Source organism: Gilliamella sp. B14384G12 (genome assembly GCF_016101825.1).
GTDB lineage: Bacteria > Pseudomonadota > Gammaproteobacteria > Enterobacterales > Orbaceae > Gilliamella > Gilliamella apicola_N.
In genome coordinates, this window is sequence record NZ_JACFPU010000001.1 from 516,226 (window position 1) to 537,143 (window position 20,918).

At 35.5% G+C, this 20,918-nt stretch carries 19 protein-coding genes; 9 read left to right on the forward strand and 10 right to left on the reverse strand.

Annotated elements, in window-relative coordinates; translation table 11 throughout:
- The first annotated feature begins 80 nt into the window (after window positions 1–80).
- Window positions 81–698 (forward strand): GTP cyclohydrolase II, encoded by a 618-nt coding sequence (gene ribA / locus H3S73_RS02290; RefSeq protein WP_198228536.1) that lies wholly within the window; start codon window positions 81–83, stop codon window positions 696–698.
- Window positions 699–804: 106 nt separating this feature from the next.
- Here ribA and H3S73_RS02295 read toward each other — a convergent pair whose 3' ends face one another.
- The 4 genes from H3S73_RS02295 to zipA form a co-directional block, all read right to left on the reverse strand.
- Window positions 805–993, reverse strand: coding sequence for a 2-hydroxymuconate tautomerase (locus H3S73_RS02295; RefSeq protein WP_198235795.1), 189 nt, complete (start codon window positions 991–993; stop codon window positions 805–807).
- 9 nt (window positions 994–1,002) lie between these two features.
- Window positions 1,003–1,518, reverse strand: coding sequence for an S-ribosylhomocysteine lyase (gene luxS, locus H3S73_RS02300; protein WP_198228533.1), 516 nt, complete (start codon window positions 1,516–1,518; stop codon window positions 1,003–1,005).
- 67 nt (window positions 1,519–1,585) lie between these two features.
- A complete protein-coding gene (ligA, locus tag H3S73_RS02305) occupies window positions 1,586–3,616 on the reverse strand; it encodes an NAD-dependent DNA ligase LigA (protein WP_198235833.1) in 2,031 nt (676 codons plus the stop codon).
- A 221-nt stretch (window positions 3,617–3,837) separates the two neighbouring features.
- Window positions 3,838–4,752: a cell division protein ZipA gene (zipA, locus tag H3S73_RS02310; RefSeq protein ID WP_198228531.1), complete on the reverse strand. Its 915-nt coding sequence runs from the start codon at window positions 4,750–4,752 to the stop codon at window positions 3,838–3,840.
- A gap of 391 nt (window positions 4,753–5,143) precedes the next feature.
- On the opposite strand from zipA, the gene H3S73_RS02315 reads away from it, so the two are divergent.
- Together H3S73_RS02315 and H3S73_RS02320 are read left to right on the forward strand one after the other, a co-directional pair.
- The gene (locus tag H3S73_RS02315; protein ID WP_198228529.1) at window positions 5,144–6,340 is read left to right on the forward strand and encodes an efflux RND transporter periplasmic adaptor subunit; all 1,197 of its coding nucleotides are present in this window, start codon (window positions 5,144–5,146) and stop codon (window positions 6,338–6,340) included.
- A 19-nt stretch (window positions 6,341–6,359) separates the two neighbouring features.
- Window positions 6,360–9,572 carry an efflux RND transporter permease subunit gene (locus tag H3S73_RS02320; protein ID WP_198228527.1) on the forward strand — a complete coding sequence of 1,071 codons (3,213 nt, stop codon included), beginning with the start codon at window positions 6,360–6,362 and terminating at the stop codon, window positions 9,570–9,572.
- A 193-nt stretch (window positions 9,573–9,765) separates the two neighbouring features.
- Here the strand turns inward: H3S73_RS02320 and ruvC are convergent, their stop codons facing one another.
- Entirely contained in the window at window positions 9,766–10,254 is a 489-nt protein-coding gene (gene ruvC / locus H3S73_RS02325) for a crossover junction endodeoxyribonuclease RuvC (protein WP_065738819.1), read from the reverse strand.
- Window positions 10,254–10,997, reverse strand: a complete 744-nt coding sequence (locus H3S73_RS02330; RefSeq protein ID WP_025316003.1) for a YebC/PmpR family DNA-binding transcriptional regulator — start codon at window positions 10,995–10,997, stop codon at window positions 10,254–10,256. The genes ruvC and H3S73_RS02330 overlap by 1 nt, the downstream gene beginning before the upstream one ends.
- Before the next feature lie 355 nt (window positions 10,998–11,352).
- Between H3S73_RS02330 and rbsD the strand changes: the two genes are divergently transcribed.
- From rbsD to rbsR, 6 genes are read left to right on the forward strand one after another with little or no spacing between them, the layout of a single operon-like run.
- Window positions 11,353–11,772 carry a D-ribose pyranase gene (gene rbsD / locus H3S73_RS02335; protein WP_198235796.1) on the forward strand — a complete coding sequence of 140 codons (420 nt, stop codon included), beginning with the start codon at window positions 11,353–11,355 and terminating at the stop codon, window positions 11,770–11,772.
- 45 nt (window positions 11,773–11,817) lie between these two features.
- A complete protein-coding gene (gene rbsA, locus H3S73_RS02340; protein WP_198235797.1) occupies window positions 11,818–13,332 on the forward strand; it encodes a ribose ABC transporter ATP-binding protein RbsA in 1,515 nt (504 codons plus the stop codon).
- The gene (gene rbsC / locus H3S73_RS02345) at window positions 13,319–14,269 is read left to right on the forward strand and encodes a ribose ABC transporter permease (protein ID WP_198235798.1); all 951 of its coding nucleotides are present in this window, start codon (window positions 13,319–13,321) and stop codon (window positions 14,267–14,269) included. Before rbsA ends, rbsC begins: the two co-directional genes overlap by 14 nt.
- Before the next feature lie 22 nt (window positions 14,270–14,291).
- Window positions 14,292–15,179, forward strand: coding sequence for a ribose ABC transporter substrate-binding protein RbsB (gene rbsB, locus H3S73_RS02350; protein WP_198235799.1), 888 nt, complete (start codon window positions 14,292–14,294; stop codon window positions 15,177–15,179).
- A 54-nt stretch (window positions 15,180–15,233) separates the two neighbouring features.
- Complete coding sequence (rbsK, locus tag H3S73_RS02355) at window positions 15,234–16,163, forward strand: ribokinase (protein WP_198235800.1); 930 nt, start codon at window positions 15,234–15,236, stop codon at window positions 16,161–16,163.
- Between the two features lie 24 nt (window positions 16,164–16,187).
- Entirely contained in the window at window positions 16,188–17,171 is a 984-nt protein-coding gene (rbsR, locus tag H3S73_RS02360) for a ribose operon transcriptional repressor RbsR (RefSeq protein ID WP_232352913.1), read from the forward strand.
- 104 nt (window positions 17,172–17,275) lie between these two features.
- Here rbsR and fis read toward each other — a convergent pair whose 3' ends face one another.
- From fis to panF, 4 genes are read right to left on the reverse strand one after another with little or no spacing between them, the layout of a single operon-like run.
- Window positions 17,276–17,572: a DNA-binding transcriptional regulator Fis gene (fis, locus tag H3S73_RS02365; protein ID WP_034883623.1), complete on the reverse strand. Its 297-nt coding sequence runs from the start codon at window positions 17,570–17,572 to the stop codon at window positions 17,276–17,278.
- Window positions 17,573–17,579: 7 nt separating this feature from the next.
- The gene (gene dusB / locus H3S73_RS02370; RefSeq protein WP_198228518.1) at window positions 17,580–18,587 is read right to left on the reverse strand and encodes a tRNA dihydrouridine synthase DusB; all 1,008 of its coding nucleotides are present in this window, start codon (window positions 18,585–18,587) and stop codon (window positions 17,580–17,582) included.
- A gap of 36 nt (window positions 18,588–18,623) precedes the next feature.
- Window positions 18,624–19,490 (reverse strand): 50S ribosomal protein L11 methyltransferase, encoded by an 867-nt coding sequence (gene prmA / locus H3S73_RS02375; protein ID WP_086318563.1) that lies wholly within the window; start codon window positions 19,488–19,490, stop codon window positions 18,624–18,626.
- Entirely contained in the window at window positions 19,465–20,916 is a 1,452-nt protein-coding gene (panF, locus tag H3S73_RS02380; RefSeq protein WP_086318564.1) for a sodium/pantothenate symporter, read from the reverse strand. The genes prmA and panF overlap by 26 nt, the downstream gene beginning before the upstream one ends.
- Window positions 20,917–20,918: the final 2 nt, after the last annotated feature.

A 20,918-nucleotide genomic window follows, 5' to 3' on the forward strand; every position in this document is an offset into this window, starting at 1 on the left:
ACACTAATTGCTAAATAGTTTAGCATGGAAGATAGCTTTTTTTAAAAGTCTATTTATGTTTTATTTAAACGGAGATGATAATGCAATTAAAACATGTTGCACAAGCAAAATTACCAACACCATGGGGATGTTTTACTATTGTTGGATTTGAAGAAATTGCAACAGGGAAAGATCATGCAGCTTTAGTATTTGGCGATATATCTGGCGATGCTCCAGTTCTGACTAGAATTCATTCAGAGTGTTTAACTGGGGATGCTTTGTTCAGTTTGCGTTGTGACTGTGGCTTTCAGTTAGAAGCAGCTTTAAAACAAATAGCTAAAGAAGGTCGCGGAATTTTAATTTATCATCGTCAAGAGGGCCGTAATATTGGCTTACTAAATAAAATCAGAGCTTATGCGCTACAAGATAAAGGCTTTGATACTGTTGAAGCCAATGAACAATTGGGTTTCGCGGCTGATGAACGTGATTTTACTTTGTGTGCTGATATATTAACTTTACTTGATGTATCACAAATTCGTTTATTGACGAATAATCCTGAAAAAATAAAAGTCCTTGAACAGTCAGGCATTAAAATTTTACAAAGAGTGCCATTAGAAGTTGGAGAAAATCCAAATAATGAACATTATTTAGAAACAAAAGTGAATAAAATGGGACATTTATTGCATTTACATCATGGTAATTGCAATTGTAATCATTAGCCAATAACACTGAAAAGAATCGATTTAATTTAACTAAACCTCAAAAAATATTTTTTTCGAGGTTTTTTTATATTTTAGAAATAAAGATCTATTTTTACCTTTATGATTATTCGTTATCACAGCGAAGTACACCACCATTGGCGATCTGATCTTTTGATATTTCGTGCATAATGATTTGTACAGCTTCTGGTTTACAATTAAGCGTTTCAGCGATTGCTGCTGTTACACGTTTTGCCATTTCCCTTTTTTGTTCTACTGTACGACCTTCTAAAAAGTCAATAACAACATTTGGCATAAAAATCTCCTAGTGATTAATGTTAGCAAGCTGTTCGTCGGTTAAAGCGATTTCTTCATTACGGCAGATACCGATACCTGATTGTATAACTTTTTCTGCAATGGCTTTAGCTTCATCTAATGAATGCATTTTATAGGTACCACATTGGTACTCATTAAGTTCAGGAATTTGATTCTGCGATTTAACTCCTAAAACATCTTGCATGGATTTTAACCACGCATCAACAACTAACGATTCATCTGGTTTACCTATAAGACTCATGTAAAAGCCAGTACGGCATCCCATTGGCGAAATATCAATAATTTCGACTTGTTTACTATTGAGGTGATCACGCATAAATCCAGCAAATAAATGCTCTAAGGTATGGATCCCTCTTTCAGGTAATAGTTCTTTATTGGGAATGGTAAAACGCAAATCAAACACTGTTATGTTATCGCCTTTTGGCGTTGCCATAGTTTTGGCAACTCGAACAAAGGGAGCTTTCATTTTGGTGTGATCAACTTTAAAACTATCTAGTAATGGCATAACTTTCTCCTTATTTGGTATTCGTTATTTTAATCAATTCAACCTCGATAACCAATATTTTTTATGTTTACTCGGCAAGTAAATTTAACATTTCTTGCTCATCAATGACTTTAATTCCGAGTTCTTGGGCCTTATCTAACTTAGAGCCGGCTGCTTCTCCGGCTATGACAAGATCGGTATTTTTAGATACACTGCCTGTCACTTTAGCCCCAAGTTGTTTTAATTTATTCTTTGCTTCGTCTCTTGTTAAAACCGATAGCGTACCCGTTAATACGATTGTTTTACCTGAAAATGGGGAATCAACAATCGTTGTCTGAGCTTGAGGCGTAATATCTTGCCAATGAATATTTATTTCTTCATTGGTTAATTGCTCAATCACATTTCGGTTATGAGGTTCTTGAAAGAAATCAATGATACTTTCAGCAATAACCACACCAATATCATTTACTGTTTGTAGTTGTTCAAGAGAGGCGTTTTCGATTGCCGATAAACTCCCAAGTTGGTTAACTAAGTTTTCCGCAGTGACTTCACCAACATTAGGGATACCAAGCGCAAATATAAATCGGCTTAATGTGGTATTTTTAGAAGCATTTAACGCATTTAATAAGTTATTGGCAGATTTTTCGCCAATTTTATCTAATGAACACAGGGTAGGCAGATTAAGTTTATAGAGATCTGCTGGAGTTTTAACATAATCTTTATCGACTAATTGTTCAATAATTTTATCACCCATCCCATCTACATTCATTGCCCGTCGAGAAACAAAATGTTTTAAGGCCTCTTTGCGCTGTGCTGGGCAAATTAATCCTCCTGCACAGCGTGAAATCGCTTGTCCTTCATCTCGAACAATTAATGAACCGCAAATAGGGCAATGAGAGGGAAAAACAATTTCTTTTGTATCAGTAGGTCTTCGATCTAATAAGACTGCAACAATTTTAGGGATGACATCACCCGCTCGACGTACAGTTACATAATCACCTTCCCGTATACCTAATCGGGCTATTTCGTCACTATTATGTAGTGTAGCGTTACTGACAATAACTCCAGCAACAGAAACAGGCTTAAGTCTTGCTACGGGTGTAATTGCTCCAGTGCGCCCAACTTGAAAATCCACTTTATTTAATTGTGTTACTTCTTCTTGAGCCGGAAATTTAAATGCTGTTGCCCAGCGCGGAGCACGTGCAACAAAGCCAAGTTCATTTTGTAGTGCAATACTATTAACTTTAATGACAACACCATCAATATCAAAATCTAATGACATACGCTGTTCACCGATTTGTTTAAAATAGTCTAAAGCAGCTTGGGCTCCTTGTCGTTTTTCTACTTTATCACTAACAGGTAATCCCCATGCTTTAAATTGCATTAAACGATCATAGTGAGTATCAGGTAGAAAACTACCTTCAATAATACCAACGCCATAGCAGTAAAATGATAACGGTCTTTTAGCAGTAATTTTAGGATCTAATTGTCTTAATGAACCAGCAGCGGCATTACGGGGGTTGGCAAATATTTTTTCGTTTCGTTTTTCTGCATCAGCATTAAGTTTGGCAAAACCTTTATGAGTCATAAATACTTCGCCCCGTACTTCTAAACGGGCAGGGATATTTTCACCAATTAATACTAAAGGAATGGTTTTAATTGTCCTTACATTTGCAGTGATGTCTTCTCCAGTTGTGCCGTCGCCACGTGTAGCCGCTTTTGAGAACTTCCCGTTTTCATACAATATACTCACAGCCAAACCATCAAGTTTTAGTTCACAGCAATATTCAACTTCATCGTTTTCATTAAGATGAAGACGATCTTTAATTCTCTTATTAAAGGCAATAAAACTCGACTCATCAAAAACATTATCAAGTGAAAGCATAGGTAATTCATGTTTGATTGAAGCAAATTGGGCTAAAGGCGCACCGCCAACTCGTTGGGTTGGAGAGTCAGTTGTAATTAGATTTGGAAACTGTTGCTCTATCTTTTGCAGTTGTTTTATTAATTTATCATATTCAGAGTCAGGGATCTCTGGAGCATCAAGTACGTAATAGCAATACTCATGATGTCTGATTAAATTTCGCAGTGAAGTCAATTGTTCTATGATATCTTCAATCGAATCTGATTGAATAGCTGAATGTTCTGTTTTAGTTGATAGTGGCATGATAATGGGCTCTTAAATTAAAACGTAGCTTATAGGAAAATCATCAAAATTGCTTAATTAATGAAGTATACAGTTATTAAATCAATTCATAGCTGCATTATATAAATTTTTGTTTCTAGCCACCAAATAGGATTGGTGGCATTTTATTAAAGAATTGTTGAAATTTTTTGCGATTAAATTTCGTTACAGGCTTTTTTAATACGATTTTTATAACTATCAATTTTTTGTGGTGTTAGCATACGATGTTCATCATCTAAAACCACACCATTAACATCATCGGCTATACGTTGTGCTGTTTGTAGCATTAATTTGAAATTTTGTTGGTTGTTGCCTTCGGTAGGCGCAACCATGAAAATAGAGACACCAGGAGTGGTAAATTCATGCATTGTTTCAGGATCTAAGTATCCAGGAGTGACCATATTGGCTAAACTGAACAGCACAGGCCCATTACCTGCGGGATCAACATGGCGATGAAATATTCTCATATCACCAAACTGGAAACCTGATTGCATAATACTTGCTAAAAGTACATCTCCTTGTAATAAATTACCATTAATTCCTTTTATATTTAATATAATAATTTCTGTTTTGTCTTCGTCGAATTTATTTAAACTACTTTTCTGAGTTTTACTATCTTTTGCTGGTGCCTGCGGATTATTATCGGTTTTCTCTTCGTTATTTTGAGTAGTTTGCTGTGGTTGTTTTTTTGTTTGTAATTTTTTATCGTCGAAAGAATCGTTCTTTATTTTAATAATTGGTTTCGATTCACCGATAGTTTCATCATTAATTTGTTCTTCATCATTATTTACAAATAGCTCTTCTTGCTGAGGAGGAACTTCCTCAACTGGCTCTTTAGGTGTATTATCTTGGTTTTCAATATTTTTTTTATTTTTAGTGATCAAAATTACATCATCTTCAATTACATCAATGAAGTTATTTTCAAGTTGTTGGGCATTTGTCTGATTTTTTTTCCGTTTTTCTGAACCAAAAGAATAAAGTTCCCTTTTATTGATCCAAAAACCATGAATCAATAGAGCTATAATGACTAAGGATGCAACAACAATTAGAACAATACGTAAATTATCCATAATAACCATCTCAGAATTAAATTGAATATAGAGTCAAATCATTCAACATTGAAAAATTGAATAAAATGATGACGGAGTACAACAAATGTAAATTGAAACCACTTGAACGATACTTCCTATACATAATAATATTAGTATAGCATTTTATTTTAGCTTTTTTATAGCACAAAAAATCAATTAGCCTATAATACTTTTTTAAAAAAAGAATCATATTTAATAATATAATTTTTTTCTGATCATATTCCAGTTTTGTTGTTTTTAGAACTCTGTGCTATTAACCTGTAAAGATACTTACATTTTGTGTATTTTTTTTGTAAAATCGCTCGTTACTTTTGAATATAATTAATTCATTGTTATCTAAATAATTATTAAGTTACCGAGGTTATCTTATATGAGATTTAATAAGCTGTTACTTACTCTGCCAATGGCATTAACTAGTCTATTGTTATTAACAAGTTGTGATAATAATCAGTCACAAAATGGTAATGGCCAATTGCCTAAGGTAACCGTGTTTAAAGTGGAGCCTTTAAATTACACACTGAAAATAAATCTACCAGGGCGAGTTGTTGCATCACAAATAGCAGAAATAAGACCACAAGTTAGTGGAATTGTTTTGAATCGAGAATTTGAAGAAAGTTCAGATGTTAAAGCAGGGCAATCACTCTATCAAATCGATCCTGCCATTTATCAAGCTAATTATGATAGTGCTGTTGCTAGTGTAGCAAGTGCAAAAGCTAATGCTAATATTGCACAACTTACTTTAAAACGTTATGCGGGCCTATTAAATACAAAATCTATAAGCCAACAAGAATATGATAAAGCGGCTGCGGATGCTAAACAAGCTGATGCAAGCGTATTGGTTGCTCAAGCGGCAGAACATGCTGCTAAAGTTAATTTAGATTATACTAAAGTATACTCACCAATTGATGGCTACATTGGTAAATCAAGTGTGACTGAAGGGGCTTTAGTGTCAGCTGGACAACCAACACCACTTGCATTAGTGCAACAACTTGATCCTATTTATGTTGATATGACAGAAGCAGCGACACGTTATAATAAATATCTACAAGATGAAAACATTATTTATGAGCCAGCCAAAGGGAATAATGTGGAACTCTATTTTAATGATGGTTCAAAATATGCACTTCCAGGTAATGTTAAATTTTCAGATATGACTGTTAATGAAACAACCGGAACCGTAACACTACGATCTCAATTTGCTAACAGTGAAAGCAAAATTTTACCAGGTATGTTTGTTAAACCTCAATTGACATTAGGAACTATAAAAAATGCAGTGTTAGTACCTCAACAAGGTGTTACAAGTAACCAAAAAGGTCAATATACCGCTAAAATTTTAAAACCAGATAATACGGTTGAATATCGTCAAGATATTAAAGTTTATACAGGAATCAGTGGTTATTGGGTAGTGACTAGCGGTATCGATATTGGTGAACAAGTTATCACCACAGGTCTACTTAATTTGACTGCCGTTGAATCAGGTGTGACTATGCAAGCAGAAGTTGTTGGTGAGCCTACTACTCTTTCTCAAGAACAGTTAGATAACATCATCAATAACAATATAAAATAAAACAGGGGTAGATTTAATTATGGCTAAGTTTTTTATTGATAGACCTGTTTTTGCATGGGTAATTGCTATCATGATGATGCTGGGCGGTGCTTTATGTATTAAGCTACTAGCTGTTGAACAGTATCCTGATATTGCCCCACCTGCTGTTACTGTTTCTGCAGTTTATCCAGGTGCTGATGCGCAAACTATTGAAAACACTGTTACGCAATTAATTGAACAAAACTTAACTGGTTTGGATAATTTAATTTATATGAAATCAACCAGTAGTGCTCAAGGTGTGGTTCAAACTACTTTGACTTTTGCTCCTGGAACAAGTCCTGATTTTGCACAGGTACAAGTTTTAAATAAAGTAGAAAGTATTAAATCACGTTTACCAGAAAGCGTTCAAAAAAATGGCGTGTCAGTTGCTAAAAATAATACTAACTTCTTAAAAGTTATTGGTTTCTACTCCACTGACCCTCAAAAAACTCAAGCAGATATTGCTGACTTTATTTATTCTACAGTACAAGATCCTATTCGCCGTGTGCAAGGGGTAGGGGATACTCAGTTATTTGGTTCTGAATATGCAATGCGTGTTTGGTTAGATCCAAACAAACTGAACTATTTTAATTTATCTATTGAAGAAATTACCGCTGCTATTCAAGCGCAAAATGCGCAGGTTACTGCTGGACAACTTGGTGCTTTACCAGCAACGGAAGGGCAAGAACTTAATGCGACAATTACTGCTCAATCACGTTTAAAAACACCTGAGCAATTTCAAAATATTTTAGTCCGTGTTAATACTGATGGGTCAAATGTTTTATTAAAAGATGTGGCAAAGGTTGAGATTGGTGCTGCTGACTATAACTTTCTTTCTCGTTATGATGGTAAACCTTCCGCTGGATTAGGTATTTATTTGGCGACAGGCGCTAATCAATTAGATACTTCAGCACAAGTTGATGAAAAGATCCAGGAATTGTCTCAAATTTTTCCGGAAGACATTAAATTTGCGTATCCTTATGATACAACTCCTTTTGTTAGATTATCTATTAATAACGTAATTCATACATTAATCGAAGCAATTATTTTGGTTGTTATCGTAATGTACGTATTCTTACAAAATCTTCGTTCTACACTTATTCCAACTATTACTGTACCTGTCGTATTGTTAGGTACTTTTGCAGTTTTATATATTTGTGGATTTACTATCAATACGTTATCCATGTTTGCTATGGTTCTTGCCATCGGTCTTCTGGTCGATGATGCCATCGTAGTTATCGAAAACGTTGAACGTATTATGCATGATGAAGGTCTATCCCCTTATGATGCAACCGTTAAATCAATGGAACAAATTACTTCTGCATTAGTTGGCATAGCCGTAGTACTTTCAGCTGTATTTGTACCAATGGCATTTTATGGTGGTGCAGCAGGGGGAATTTATCGCCAATTCTCTATTACAATTGTAACTTCTATGTCTCTATCAGTTGTGATGGCAATTGTATTAACGCCTGCACTTTGCGCGCAAATTTTAAAAGCACCATCGAAATCTAAAGTTAAGAAAACAACTTTTGGTGAAAAACTCGTAACCATAGCGCCATTTAGTTGGTGTTCAGCTGGAACTAAATGGTTTTTTGATAAATTTAATAATATATATAATAAAAGTTTGCATGTTTATGAGAAAGGTGTAATTAAATTTATTCGTTATCCAGTTATTTCATTTATTTGCTATGTCTTAATTGTTGTAGGTTTAGTATTTGGATTTAACCGTTTACCAACTGGTTTCTTACCAAATGAAGATCAAGGAGTATTGATTGTTCTGGTTGAATTACCACCAGGGTCTACATTAGAACAAACAATGGGCGTGCTTAATAAAACTTCTGACTTCTATATGACGCAAAAAGCCGATTCAGTGAGAGAAATTTTCACCGTTGCTGGTTTTAGTCTGGTTGGGCGTGGACAGAACATGGGGCTTGGCTTTATTCGATTAAAAGATTGGGATGAGCGAAAACGCCCAGATCAAACAGTTGATGCCTTAGTTGGCAGTGGTTGGGGATTTGCTTCAACGATTACTGATGGCCGTGTCATTATCACCAATGTTCCAGCAGTACCATCACTAGGTATGGCCAATGGTTTCTCTTATATGTTAAAAGATTCGGCTGGTCTTGGTCATGATGCTTTGATGGGCGCATTTTTCCAACTATTGAGCCTAGCTGCACGTGAGCCTCAATTACAGCAAGTTCGCCCAGGTAGTATGTTAGATGTTCCACAATATAAAATTAATGTGGATTTTGAAACTGCTCAAGCTCTTGGCGTGGCTGTGAGTAGTGTTAATACAGTACTTTCAACTGCATTAGGTTCTGCTTATATTGATGATTTTGTTTACAATAACCGCGTTAAAAAGGTTTATTTACAATCTGATGCGGCTTATCGAATGCTACCTGATGATTTCAGTTTTTGGCATGTAAAAAACCAAAAAGGTGAAATGGTACCTTATGATGCTTTTGCAACCACAACAAAAAGTTATGGTTCTCCATCGCTTGTTCGGTACGATGGTGTAGCTGCAATGGGAATTAGTGGTGCGGCAGCGCCTGGCTTGAGTTCTGGTCAAGCTATGGCAGTAATGGAAGAATTATCTAACCAGTTACCGAAAGGTTTCTCGTTTGACTGGACTGATATTTCATATCAAGAACGTCAAACAGGTTCTCAAACTACAACACTCTATATTATTTCACTTATTGTTGTATTCTTATCATTAGCTGCTTTATATGAAAGCTGGACAGTACCGATTTCAATCCTATTTGTTATCCCATTAGGTATTATTGGTACCGTATATGCGACCATGTTTAGGGGCCTTGATAATGATATTTATTTTATCGTAGGTCTATTAACTACGATGGGATTATCTGCTAAGAATGCTATTTTGATAGTGGAATTTGCTAAAGATGCACTCGAAAGAGAAGGTAAGTCATTGATTGATGCAACGTTAGAGGCTTGTCGTTTACGTTTACGTCCAATTCTAATGACATCATTTGCGTTTATTTTAGGTGTATTACCATTAGCACTAAATACTGGTGCTGGATCTGCTAGCCAAAATGCAGTAGGTACAGGGGTAATCGGTGGAATGATAACGGCAACATTTTTAGCGATATTCTATGTTCCATTATTCTTCTTGTTTGTAACCAAACTGTTTACTAAACATAAGAACAAAGTCGTTTTACCATCTAACTATGATAGTAATACCAAAAATAGTTAATCAAAGTTAACGAATTATTAATATAAGATAAGTTAAAAGCACCAATAGTATTGGTGCTTTTTTTATGCAAGTTATCATTGATTATTTAATTAATGATTCAGTTTAATATCCTTTAAGGAATGATTAAGCTTGAGAATGGTTATTTATTTGCTATGCCAAAAGTGATTTGCGTTGAAAGGATATAAGAACTGATTTATTTATGCGATTTGATTAATAGTTGACTCATATGAGCATGGGTAATGGCTATAGCTAATGCGTCTGCAGCATCGGCTTGAGGACTTGCAGGTAACTTAAGTAATAATTTAACCATATGCTGCACTTGTTTTTTGTCGGCAGCACCAGTCCCAACTACACTTTGTTTGACTAAACGCGCCGCATATTCAAAAACAGGTAGGTCATTGTTTACCGCTGCCACAATTGCTGAACCTCTTGCTTGACCTAATTTTAATGCAGAATCGGCATTTCGTGCCATAAATACTTGTTCAATAGCAAACATATCAGGTTGGAATTGTAAAATAATTTCACTCACACCTGCATATATGCGTTTTAAACGGGTAGGAAGATCATCAACTGCAGTACGAATACATCCGCTGCCAAGGTAAGTAAGTTGTCGTCCCGTTTGACGAATTACTCCGTAACCTGTCAAACGAGAGCCTGGATCGATGCCAAGAATAATGGCCATTAGAGCGTTGCTGCAACCTCGTCAGAAACTTCACCATTATGATAAACTTCTTGAACATCATCACAATCTTCAAGCATATCAATAAGACGAAGTAATTTAGGTGCAGATTCAATATCAAGATCAACTTTAGTTGCTGGGATCATAGATACTTCTGCTGCTTCTGATACTAAACCTGCTGCATCAAGAGCATCTTTAACTTCACCAAATGATTCAGGTGTCGTAAACACATCAATTGCACCATCGTCATAGGTTACGACATCATCAGCTCCAGCTTCAAGCGCCGCGTCCATTACTTGATCTTCATCAGTACCTGCTGGGTATGAAATAACGCCTTTTTTCGTGAATAAATATGAGACTGAACCATCAGTACCTAAATTACCGCCAGTTTTTGTAAAAGCATGACGAACTTCAGAAACAGTACGGTTACGGTTATCACTTAAGCATTCAACCATTACCGCAGTACCTGCTGGTCCATAACCTTCATAGATGATTGTTTCCATATTTGTATCATCTTCACCGCCCACACCACGAGCAATAGCTCTATTCATGGTATCTCGAGTCATGTTGTTCGATAATGCTTTGTCCATAGCAGCACGTAGACGAGGATTAGACGCTGGATCGCCACCACCAAGTTTAGCTGCAGTTACAAGTTCGCGAATAATTTTGGTAAAGATTTTACCGCGTTTTGCATCTTGTGCTGCTTTGCGGTGTTTGGTATTGGCCCATTTACTATGACCTGCCATAAAATTCTCCAGATAAATAATTTAAAATCGGTGTATTTTAGCAAACTTTAACTAAAAATTCATTATCAATATGTGTATAAGTTATACCAATAGTTAAGTCAAAATTTTGAAAATGTTACAACGCATTGTTTCATTGAACACATCATTTAGAATGATTTTATTTAACAGAAAAATCAAACCATTAACTTAAATTATTGCAGGTTTGATTCATTAAATGAATTTCATGCCGTGTATGAATATTGATCGAGATCACAAGTTTGAATTTTAAACATTGCAAGAAACTCTTATTCGTTACAAGATTATGTATCGAAACGTTTCGATATTTCTTGTTAACTATCTTTAAAAGGGATTTGTTATGCGCAAAGGCCAACTATTTAATTCTGATATTTACCAAGTACTATCTAAAATGGGGCACACTGATCAAATTGCAATCGGGGATGCGGGCTTACCTATACCTAATACGACCTTACGAATTGATTTGGCACTTACTTATGGTATCCCATCATTTATGCAAGTTTTCGAATTAATTTCACAAGAGATGCAAATAGAAAAAGTAATACTTGCTACAGAAATCCAAGAAAAAAATCCTCAAATTTTGGCAGAAATTATAGAAAGAATCAGCCAGATTGAACAAATTCAGAACAATAAAATAGAAATTATTTATTTTCCTCACGAAATGCTAAAAAAACAAACGCATCATTGCAAAGCCGTTATCAGAACGGGTGAGTGCACACCATTTGCAAATATTATTTTGCAATCAGGTGTCATTTTTTAAATGTTGTTTCAAAAAGGTTTGTTTTAATTAAGCGATGAGGAATTTATGCACAATAATTTATTACAGCTTATTAATATTCATAAATCTTTTCCCGGTGTAAAAGCCTTAACAGGCGCAAATTTAAATGTTCGAGCTGGTCAAGTAATGGCATTGATTGGTGAAAATGGCGCCGGAAAATCTACCCTAATGAAAGTGTTAACTGGAATTTACTCAAAAGATGAGGGTGAAATTATTTACTTAGGTAATAAAGTAAATTTTAAAGGACCAAAATCATCACAAGAAGCAGGTATTGGCATCATTCATCAAGAGTTAAATTTAATACCACAACTTACTATTGCCGAAAATATATTTTTAGGTCGAGAGTTTACTAATAAATTTGGCTGTATAGATTGGAAAAAAACATATGACCAAGCTGACAAATTATTATCTGAACTACATTTAACTTATGATAGTCGTAAGCTTATTAGTGAGTTATCGATAGGTGAACAGCAGATGGTTGAAATCGCTAAAGTACTTAGCTTCAATTCCAAAGTTATCATAATGGATGAACCTACCGATGCGCTTACCGAAACAGAAACGGCATCATTATTTGAAGTTATTCACAAACTAAAACAGCAAAATTGTGGAATTGTTTATATTTCTCATCGATTAAAAGAAATTTTTGAAATCTGTGATGACGTTACTGTTTTGCGAGATGGACAATTTATTGGCGAAAAGAAAGTTGAGCAACTTGATGAAAATTCCCTTATTGAAATGATGGTTGGACGAAAACTTGAAGAACAATATCCTCGTATCAATAAAGAACATGGAGAGGTAACACTGCAAGTTAAAAATTTAACTGGTGCAGGAGTGAACAATATCAGCTTCAAACTTCACGAAGGCGAAATACTTGGGATTTCAGGCTTAATGGGGGCAGGGCGAACTGAATTAATGAAAATGATTTATGGTGCCAATCCAGCGAAGTCTGGCTCTATTATACTTAAAGGAAAAACAATAAAAGTGAATTCGCCGTTAGATGGTTTAAAATACGGCATTGTCTATATTTCTGAAGACAGGAAAAGAGATGGACTGATTTTAGGTATGTCCGTTAAGGACAATATGTCACTCAATGCCTTAAATTATTTTGCTAATCACTTTGGTAAATTACAACTTAAAAATGAGCAACAAGCCGTTGAGGATTTTGTTAGCTTATTTAACATCAAAACACCCTCAATTAACCAAATTATTGGGCTCTTATCAGGTGGTAATCAACAAAAAGTCGCTATTGCTAAAGGATTAATGACTCGACCAAGTATCTTAATTTTAGATGAACCAACGCGAGGAGTCGATGTAGGTGCTAAAAAAGAGATATACCATCTGATTAATCAATTTAAACAGCAGGGTTTGAGCGTTATCTTAGTTTCATCTGATATGCCTGAGATATTAGGTATGAGCGATAGAATTTTAGTTATTTATGACGGAACTGTGACTGGCGAATTTTCAATTGGTGACGTGACACAGGAAAAACTTATGGCTGCTGCCGTTGGAAAATTACAGGAGAGAGTCGATGTTGCAAAATAAAACGTTCAAGAATTTTTTAATTGAGCAAAAATCATTAGTAACATTACTTATTTTAATTGCAATTGTTTCATGCTTAAGTGATAACTTTTTTACTTTAAATAACTTTTTCAATATTTTACAGCAAACATCCATTAACGCGATCATTGCGGTAGGTATGACTTTAGTAATTTTAACCTCCGGTATTGATCTTACAGTAGGTTCTACCTTTGCTTTAGCTGGTGCTATCACGGCTTCTTTAGTTGGTTCAGATATCTCCCCCTTTATTGCGATAGCCTTATCCTTAGCATTAGGATCGTTATTAGGTGCTTTTTCAGGTCTGATCATTGCAAAAGGTAAAATACAAGCATTTATTGCTACGCTGGTTATGATGCTCATTTTACGTGGAGTAACACAGGTTTATACAAAAGGTAGCCCAATATCGACGGGTATGAATGATAATTCAGAACTTTTCGAGTGGTTTGCTTTTGGTCGGGTTTTTGCGATTCCTGTGCCAATTATCATTATGGCGATGGTATTTATTGTTGCATGGTACTTATTAAAATATACCCGTTTAGGTCGTTATATTTATGCTTTAGGTGGTAATGAAGCTGCCACAAAACTCTCAGGGATTAATGTTGATCGAGTCAAAATTACGGTTTATGCACTTAGTGGGTTACTTTGCGCATTAGCTAGTACCATTGAAGTTGCAAGACTATCATCGGCACAGCCTACTGCTGGTACTGGTTATGAAATGGATGCGATTGCTGCAGTTGTTCTTGGTGGCACGAGCATGTCTGGTGGTAAAGGTAAAATTATAGGTACATTAATTGGTGCATTAATATTAGGTTTTTTAAATAATGGTCTCAATATGTTAGGTGTGGATGCTTATTATCAAATGATCGTAAAAGGTGTGGTGATTTTATTAGCTGTGTTAGTTGATAAAAAAACCAATAAATAGTTTCTTATTTTGGGAGAGGGTTATGAAATTTAAAAAAATTATTACTGCAGTTACAATTGTAACTTTAAGTCTAACCGTTAGTTTTCAAGCTTCAGCGAAAGACAATCTTGCCTTAGTTGTTTCAACACTGAATAATCCTTTTTTTGTAACACTAAAAGAAGGAGCGGTACAAAAGGCTAATGAATTAGGTTATGACTTAGTGGTACTCGATTCGCAAAATAATCCAGCAAAAGAGTTAGCGAATGTTGAAGATACTATCGTAAAAGGCGCTAAAGTCATTTTAATTAATCCAACTGATTCAGATGCGGTCGGCAATGCCGTTTTGGCTGCCAATAAAGCAGGAATCCCAGTAATCACTCTTGATAGAGCAGCCGGAAAAGGTGAGGTTATTAGCCATATTGCATCCGATAATGTTGCTGGAGGTAAAATGGCAGGAGATTTTATTTTTGAAAAACTAGGTGCTGATGCAAAAATAATTCAACTACAAGGCATTGTTGGTACATCCGCATCACGTGAACGTGGTGAGGGATTTGTTCAATCCGCACAAGTGAATAAATTAATTATTTTAACTGCGCAACCTGCTGACTTTGATCGTGCCAAAGGTATGAATGTCATGCAAAATTTACTTACTGCTTACCCAACCTTACAAGCTGTATTTGCCGAAAATGATGAAATGGCATTAGGTGCGGTACGTGCAATTCAAATTGCTGGGCGTAATGATATTTTAGTGGTTGGATTTGATGGCACACAAGATGGAGTTAAATCCGTAGAACGAGGTAAAATGGCAGCAACAGTTGCACAACAACCAGAAAAAATAGGTTCAATGGGTATTGAGATCGCTGATAAAGTGATAAAAGGTGAGAAAGTTGAACAAAAAGTTCCTGTAGAATTAAAATTAATTACTAAATAAAGAGTTAAGGACGCATTATTGCGTCCTATCGCGGTAAAATTTGGAGCGAATTACATGAGTGGTAAAAAACTAATTGTACTGGGTAGTGTTAATGTCGATCATATTTTAAATGTTAATGAATTTCCAAAACCAGGTGAAACATTAGCAGGCAGAGATTACCAAATTTCATTTGGAGGTAAAGGTGCCAACCAAGCTGTAGCTGCAGGTCGTTTAGGTGCCAATATACAATTCATTGCTGCAGTTGGTGATGATGAATTAGGGAAAAAAATAGATCAGCAATTAAAAAATGATCGTATTGATACCCGTTCAGTTGCAACAATCAAAAACGAAAATACAGGTGTTGCACTCATTTTAGTTAATGCTCAAGGCGAGAATCAAATTGCCATTTATGCAGGTGCCAATGCTGCAGTTACACCTGATTATTTACGTGAATTTGAAAATGATATTATACAGGCAGATGCGATTTTAATGCAGCTTGAAACACCTTTAGCAACCATAGAACAAGCAGCTAAATTAGCCAAACGACATAATACTCAAGTGATTTTAAATCCTGCACCTGCGCAGAAGTTATCCGATGATTTGCTTAATCATATTGATATTATTACCCCAAATGAAACCGAAGCTGAACATTTAACCGGTATAAAAATTGTCACTGAACAAGATGCCCAAACTGCATCGGCTATTTTGCATAATAAAGGAATAAAAATTGTCATAATTACGTTAGGTAGTAAAGGTGCGTGGGTAAGTGATTCAGGCAAAGGGGAACTTATCGATGGTTTTAAAGTAAAAGCCATTGATACTATTGGAGCTGGAGATACTTTTAATGGCATGTTAGTCACAGCATTATTAGAAGGTAAATCGCTTAGCCAAGCTATCAAATATGCACATGCTGCAGGGGCTCTGTCAGTAACTAAAGCTGGAGCACAAACATCAGTACCAACGCGTATAGAGGTTGACAATTTTATTCAATTATATAATCAGTAAAAAGAGATCTAACCATTGGCTACGATGAAAGATGTTGCAAATCTTGCGCAAGTTTCTACATCTACTGTTTCTCATGTGATTAATAACGATCGTTATGTTAGCCCTGCTGTACGCGAAAAAGTTGAATTAGCGATTAAACAGCTAAATTATACACCTTGTGCAATAGCCCGTAGTTTAAAGAGTAATAAAACCTATACTATAGGTATGTTAGTTACAACGAGTAATAATCCTTTTTTTTCAGAAGTGGTTCAAGGCGTTGAACGAAGTTGTTATGAGTTGGGTTATAACTTGATTTTATGTAGTACAGAGGGTGATCATAAACGGATGCTTGATAACATTGAGCATTTATTACAAAAACGTGTTGATGGCTTATTAATCATGTGCACTGAAAGCCATTCAAGCCCACAACAGATCTTTACACGTTATCCCAAACTGCCCATCGTCATGATGGATTGGACACCATTAATGGGTATGTGTGATATTATTCAGGATAATTCTTTTTATGGTGCAACTATAGCGACTCAATATTTAATTGAGAAAAATTACAAGGATATTGCTTGTATTACAGGCCCTTTAAATAATACTCAAGCACAATCGCGCCTGCAAGGCTATCGTAAAGCAATGCATGAAGCTAATTTAATCATTCATAATGGTTATGAAGTGCAAGGTGATTTTCGATTTGCATCAGGTATTGTTGCGATGCAATATTTATTAAGTTTGGCTAAACCTCCACAAGCTGTATTTTGTTCTAATGATGCTATGGCTATAGGTGTTTATCAAGCACTTTACCAAAATGGACTTGAAGCAGGAAAAGATATTGCAATTGTTGGTTATGATAATATTGAAATCGCACAATATATGACACCACCTTTAACTACTATTCATCAACCCAAAAAAGAACTGGGTCAATTAGCCGTTGAGATGTTAATAAATCGATTTCATAATCCTAAAGAGCCATTACATAAACGGTCATTAACGCCAATATTGATAAAACGCTTATCCGCTTAGTAAAACAAAAAACGTTGTGACTCACTTTTAATTATTTTATTGTTATAAAAAACGCCTAATAAATAGGCGCTTTCAAAATGTCGTAAATTTATCAAATAGAATAATTAACTCATTCCATATTGTTTTAATTTTTTGCGAAGCGTACCACGGTTGATACCAAGCATGTTTGCTGCGCGAGTTTGATTACCGCGTGTATATTGCATAACCATATCAAGGAATGGGTGTTCAACTTCAGCTAACACTAATTCATATAGATCAGTCGGATCTTCACCATTTAATTGAGATAAATAGTTTTTTAAAGCTTGTTTAACTGAATCTCGCAATGGCTTTTGTGTTATTTGGTCCTGCGAATTTACAGTTGTAAATTTAAGTGCTGCAGCTGTAACGCGTTGTTCTGACATAGTATTCTTAACTCTTTTGGTTGTTTCTAATTTGACTAAAAAATGCTATTAGTGTTTTAACTTGCTCACTTGTATTGCTAAGTACACTAAATAAGCGCCTGAATTGATCGCTATCAGCATAATCCTTGGTATACCAATTTACATGCTTTCTGGCAATCCTCAATCCTTTATATTCTCCGTAAAGCCGATAAAGTTCATCAAGGTGCGATAAAACCACTTGCTCTACTTCATCAATACTTTTACTTTTTTTTAACTGTCCATGTGATAGATAGAATGCAATTTCTTCAAATATCCAAGGCCGACCCTGTGCCGCTCGGCCGATCATTATAGCATCAGCTTGCGTATATTGAAAAACTTCTTTTGCTTGTTCAGGTGTACGAATATCACCATTAGCAATAACCGGAATCGTAACCTTTTCCTTTACTGCCTTTATTGACTCATATTCCGCTACACCATTGAATAAGCAAGCACGGGTACGTCCATGAATAGTAATAGCCTTTATGCCACAATCTTGAGCTATTTGTGCTATCTCTATGCAATTTCTATTATCTTTATTCCATCCAGTCCGCGTTTTCAATGTTACCGGTACATCAACTGCACCGACAACTCTTTGCAAAATTTTTTTTATTAGTTCTGGATACTGCATTAATGCAGAGCCAGCTAACTTTTTATTAACTTTTTTAGCTGGACAACCCATATTGATATCAATCAATTGAGCGCCATGTTTGACATTAAATTCCGCAGCTTTTGCCATCTCATCAGGATCAGACCCAACAATTTGCACAGCCCGAATACCAACATCATCATTTGAGATCATTCTCAATGCAGATTTATCAGTATGCCAAACATCTGAATTTGCTAAAAACATTTCTGAGACTGTCATTCCTGCACCATATCGATAACATAATTTACGAAATGGTTTATCGCTGATTCCAGCCATTGGTGCAGCAATTAAATTATTTTTTAATTTAATTTCACCAATTTTTAGCAAATTAAGGGCGGCTATATTACGCATTTTTTCTCAAACTTAAAAGGGGGTAATGTTAATTTTTTACTTTTTTTTACCAGTGATACGGCACCATTCGTCTTGTTCAACGACAGGATCTAAATCAAAATGTGTTTGATAAGCACTACAAACACTTGATGATTGGGTAGCCAAAATACCAGATAAGCCCAGTTCACCGTGGGATTTCACAAGTTTATTTATTTGTGGCTCAAGCTCTTTTAAAGGACCAGCTAGGATATTTGCAATAACTACATCTGCTTGTAAATTATCAGGAATATCTTTAGCTAAATAAAGTTCTAACTTGTCATTGACACCATTACGTTGTGCATTGTCATTACTAGCTTGAATTGCTTGAGGATCGATATCAATACCAATAACGCGTTTTGCGCCTAATTTTAATGCTGCAATAGCCAATATGCCAGAACCACAACCATAATCAATAACTAATTTATTTTTCAGATCTAAGCTTTCGAGCCAAGTTAAGCATAAGGCAGTAGTCGGATGCGTGCCAGTACCGAATGCTAAACCTGGATCTAACATGACATTAACCGCATTGGGATCAGGAACATCACGCCAACTTGGGCAAATCCAAAGTCGCTGACCAAACTGCATAGGATGAAAGTTATCCATCCATTCTCGTTCCCAATCTTTATCTTCCAATTGTTCAATTTTATAAGAATATTGCTCAAGATTTAATATTGCTTTTAACTCATCTGTATTGGTTTGAGCATCATAAAGGCCCACAACATCCGTATTGCCCCAAAGCTTTGTTTCGCCAGGTAAGGGCTCAAAAACAGGGGTATCATAGGTATCTTGAAATGTAACTGATACCGCACCAGATTGTTCTAATTGTTCGCTAATTTCTTCTGCAAATTCGCTAGTTGTATTAATTCTGAGTTGAATCCAAGGCATAATTTTTTCCCGAGTTGCCAAACATGTTGGCAATTATAAAAACAAATAATCCAATAATCAGTGAAGGAACAATTGGATGGAAAGAGTAAATTTTAATATTATAAGCAGCTAATAGAGTATAGCTAATAGCCCCAGCAAACATTGAGCATAATGCTCCCGTTGCATTGGCATTTTTCCAATATAGACCTAATACCAATGGCCATAAAAATACAGCTTCAAGTCCACCAAAAGCAAGTAAATTTAACCAGATAATCATATCAGGAGGATTCCAAGCCGCTAAAATAAGCAAACCACCAAAAATAATGGTAATGATGATCGACGCGCGGGTTAATATCTTATCACTATAATTGGTATCGGGTTTTATACTTAAAAACAGATCTTTTATTAATACAGATGAAACCTGTAATAATTGAGCATTAATTGTAGACATAATTGCAGCCAATGGTGCAGCTAAAAAGATACCAGCAGCTAATGGCGGCATAACATTAATAATGAGTGTTGGAACGATTTGATCTGGTATCGTTAAATCATCAATAATAGCTCGTCCAAGTGCGCCAGATAGGTGCATAGTTAACATAATAATGGTAACGACAATCGTACCAATAATGATGCCTTGATGCACGGCTTTACTATCTTTATATGCCATACAACGCACAGCAGTATGTGGTAACCCAACCACCCCAAAACAGACTAATATCCAAAAAGAAGTCATAAAAGGAAAGTCCATAAAATTATCTGGACCTTGTGGTGTTAAAAGTGCTGGATTAATTTCATTTAAACGATGAATAATCGCTGATATTCCGCCACCTGCATAAATAATAGCAGTTAATAGCAAAATTGCACCAATAATCATTACTAAACCTTGAAAAGCATCGTTTAAAATGCTTGCTCGAAAGCCTCCAAATGCGGTATAGATAACGGTGCCAACGCCAAAAATCAGTAATCCAATGTCATATGGAATGCCAACTGACGATTCCAACAAACGAGCGCCACCAACAAACTGAACTGTCATAGCGCCAACAAAAGCAATCACTAATGCAATACTGGCAAACCAAACGATAATTTTGCTTTTATAGTGAGCATAAAGCATATCACTTAACGTTATCGCATTATATTTACGTGCCAAAATAGCAAATTTTTTACCCAAAATCCCTAAAGAAAGTAACACGGTAGGCACTTGAATCATCGACAACAATACCCAACCCAGTCCATATTTATAAGCCGCACCCGGGCCACCGATAAACGAACTTGCACTAATATAAGTGGCCGCTAAGGTCATAGCGAGTAAAAAACCGCCCATGGTTCGATTACCAATAAAATAATCGGTAAATTGATTAACTTTTTTACGTTTTGCATAAGCATAAATTGATAATGCAAACACAAAAATAAGATAAATAACCAGAGGTAAAATAATATCTAAATGCATTT

What these genes read in the sequence shown, in the direction of transcription:
- H3S73_RS02330 (WP_025316003.1), bottom strand. Translation starts at nt 10,997, where the DNA reads ATGGCAGGTCATAGTAAATGGGCCAATACCAAACACCGCAAAGCAGCA.
- luxS (WP_198228533.1), bottom strand. Translation starts at nt 1,518, where the DNA reads ATGCCATTACTAGATAGTTTTAAAGTTGATCACACCAAAATGAAAGCT.
- H3S73_RS02315 (WP_198228529.1), top strand. Translation starts at nt 5,144, where the DNA reads ATGAGATTTAATAAGCTGTTACTTACTCTGCCAATGGCATTAACTAGT.
- ruvC (WP_065738819.1), bottom strand. Translation starts at nt 10,254, where the DNA reads ATGGCCATTATTCTTGGCATCGATCCAGGCTCTCGTTTGACAGGTTAC.
- H3S73_RS02320 (WP_198228527.1), top strand. Translation starts at nt 6,360, where the DNA reads ATGGCTAAGTTTTTTATTGATAGACCTGTTTTTGCATGGGTAATTGCT.
- rbsD (WP_198235796.1), top strand. Translation starts at nt 11,353, where the DNA reads ATGCGCAAAGGCCAACTATTTAATTCTGATATTTACCAAGTACTATCT.
- rbsK (WP_198235800.1), top strand. Translation starts at nt 15,234, where the DNA reads ATGAGTGGTAAAAAACTAATTGTACTGGGTAGTGTTAATGTCGATCAT.
- rbsB (WP_198235799.1), top strand. Translation starts at nt 14,292, where the DNA reads ATGAAATTTAAAAAAATTATTACTGCAGTTACAATTGTAACTTTAAGT.
- prmA (WP_086318563.1), bottom strand. Translation starts at nt 19,490, where the DNA reads ATGCCTTGGATTCAACTCAGAATTAATACAACTAGCGAATTTGCAGAA.
- zipA (WP_198228531.1), bottom strand. Translation starts at nt 4,752, where the DNA reads ATGGATAATTTACGTATTGTTCTAATTGTTGTTGCATCCTTAGTCATT.
- dusB (WP_198228518.1), bottom strand. Translation starts at nt 18,587, where the DNA reads ATGCGTAATATAGCCGCCCTTAATTTGCTAAAAATTGGTGAAATTAAA.
- rbsC (WP_198235798.1), top strand. Translation starts at nt 13,319, where the DNA reads ATGTTGCAAAATAAAACGTTCAAGAATTTTTTAATTGAGCAAAAATCA.
- rbsR (WP_232352913.1), top strand. Translation starts at nt 16,188, where the DNA reads ATGAAAGATGTTGCAAATCTTGCGCAAGTTTCTACATCTACTGTTTCT.
- panF (WP_086318564.1), bottom strand. Translation starts at nt 20,916, where the DNA reads ATGCATTTAGATATTATTTTACCTCTGGTTATTTATCTTATTTTTGTG.
- H3S73_RS02295 (WP_198235795.1), bottom strand. Translation starts at nt 993, where the DNA reads ATGCCAAATGTTGTTATTGACTTTTTAGAAGGTCGTACAGTAGAACAA.
- ribA (WP_198228536.1), top strand. Translation starts at nt 81, where the DNA reads ATGCAATTAAAACATGTTGCACAAGCAAAATTACCAACACCATGGGGA.
- rbsA (WP_198235797.1), top strand. Translation starts at nt 11,818, where the DNA reads ATGCACAATAATTTATTACAGCTTATTAATATTCATAAATCTTTTCCC.
- fis (WP_034883623.1), bottom strand. Translation starts at nt 17,572, where the DNA reads ATGTCAGAACAACGCGTTACAGCTGCAGCACTTAAATTTACAACTGTA.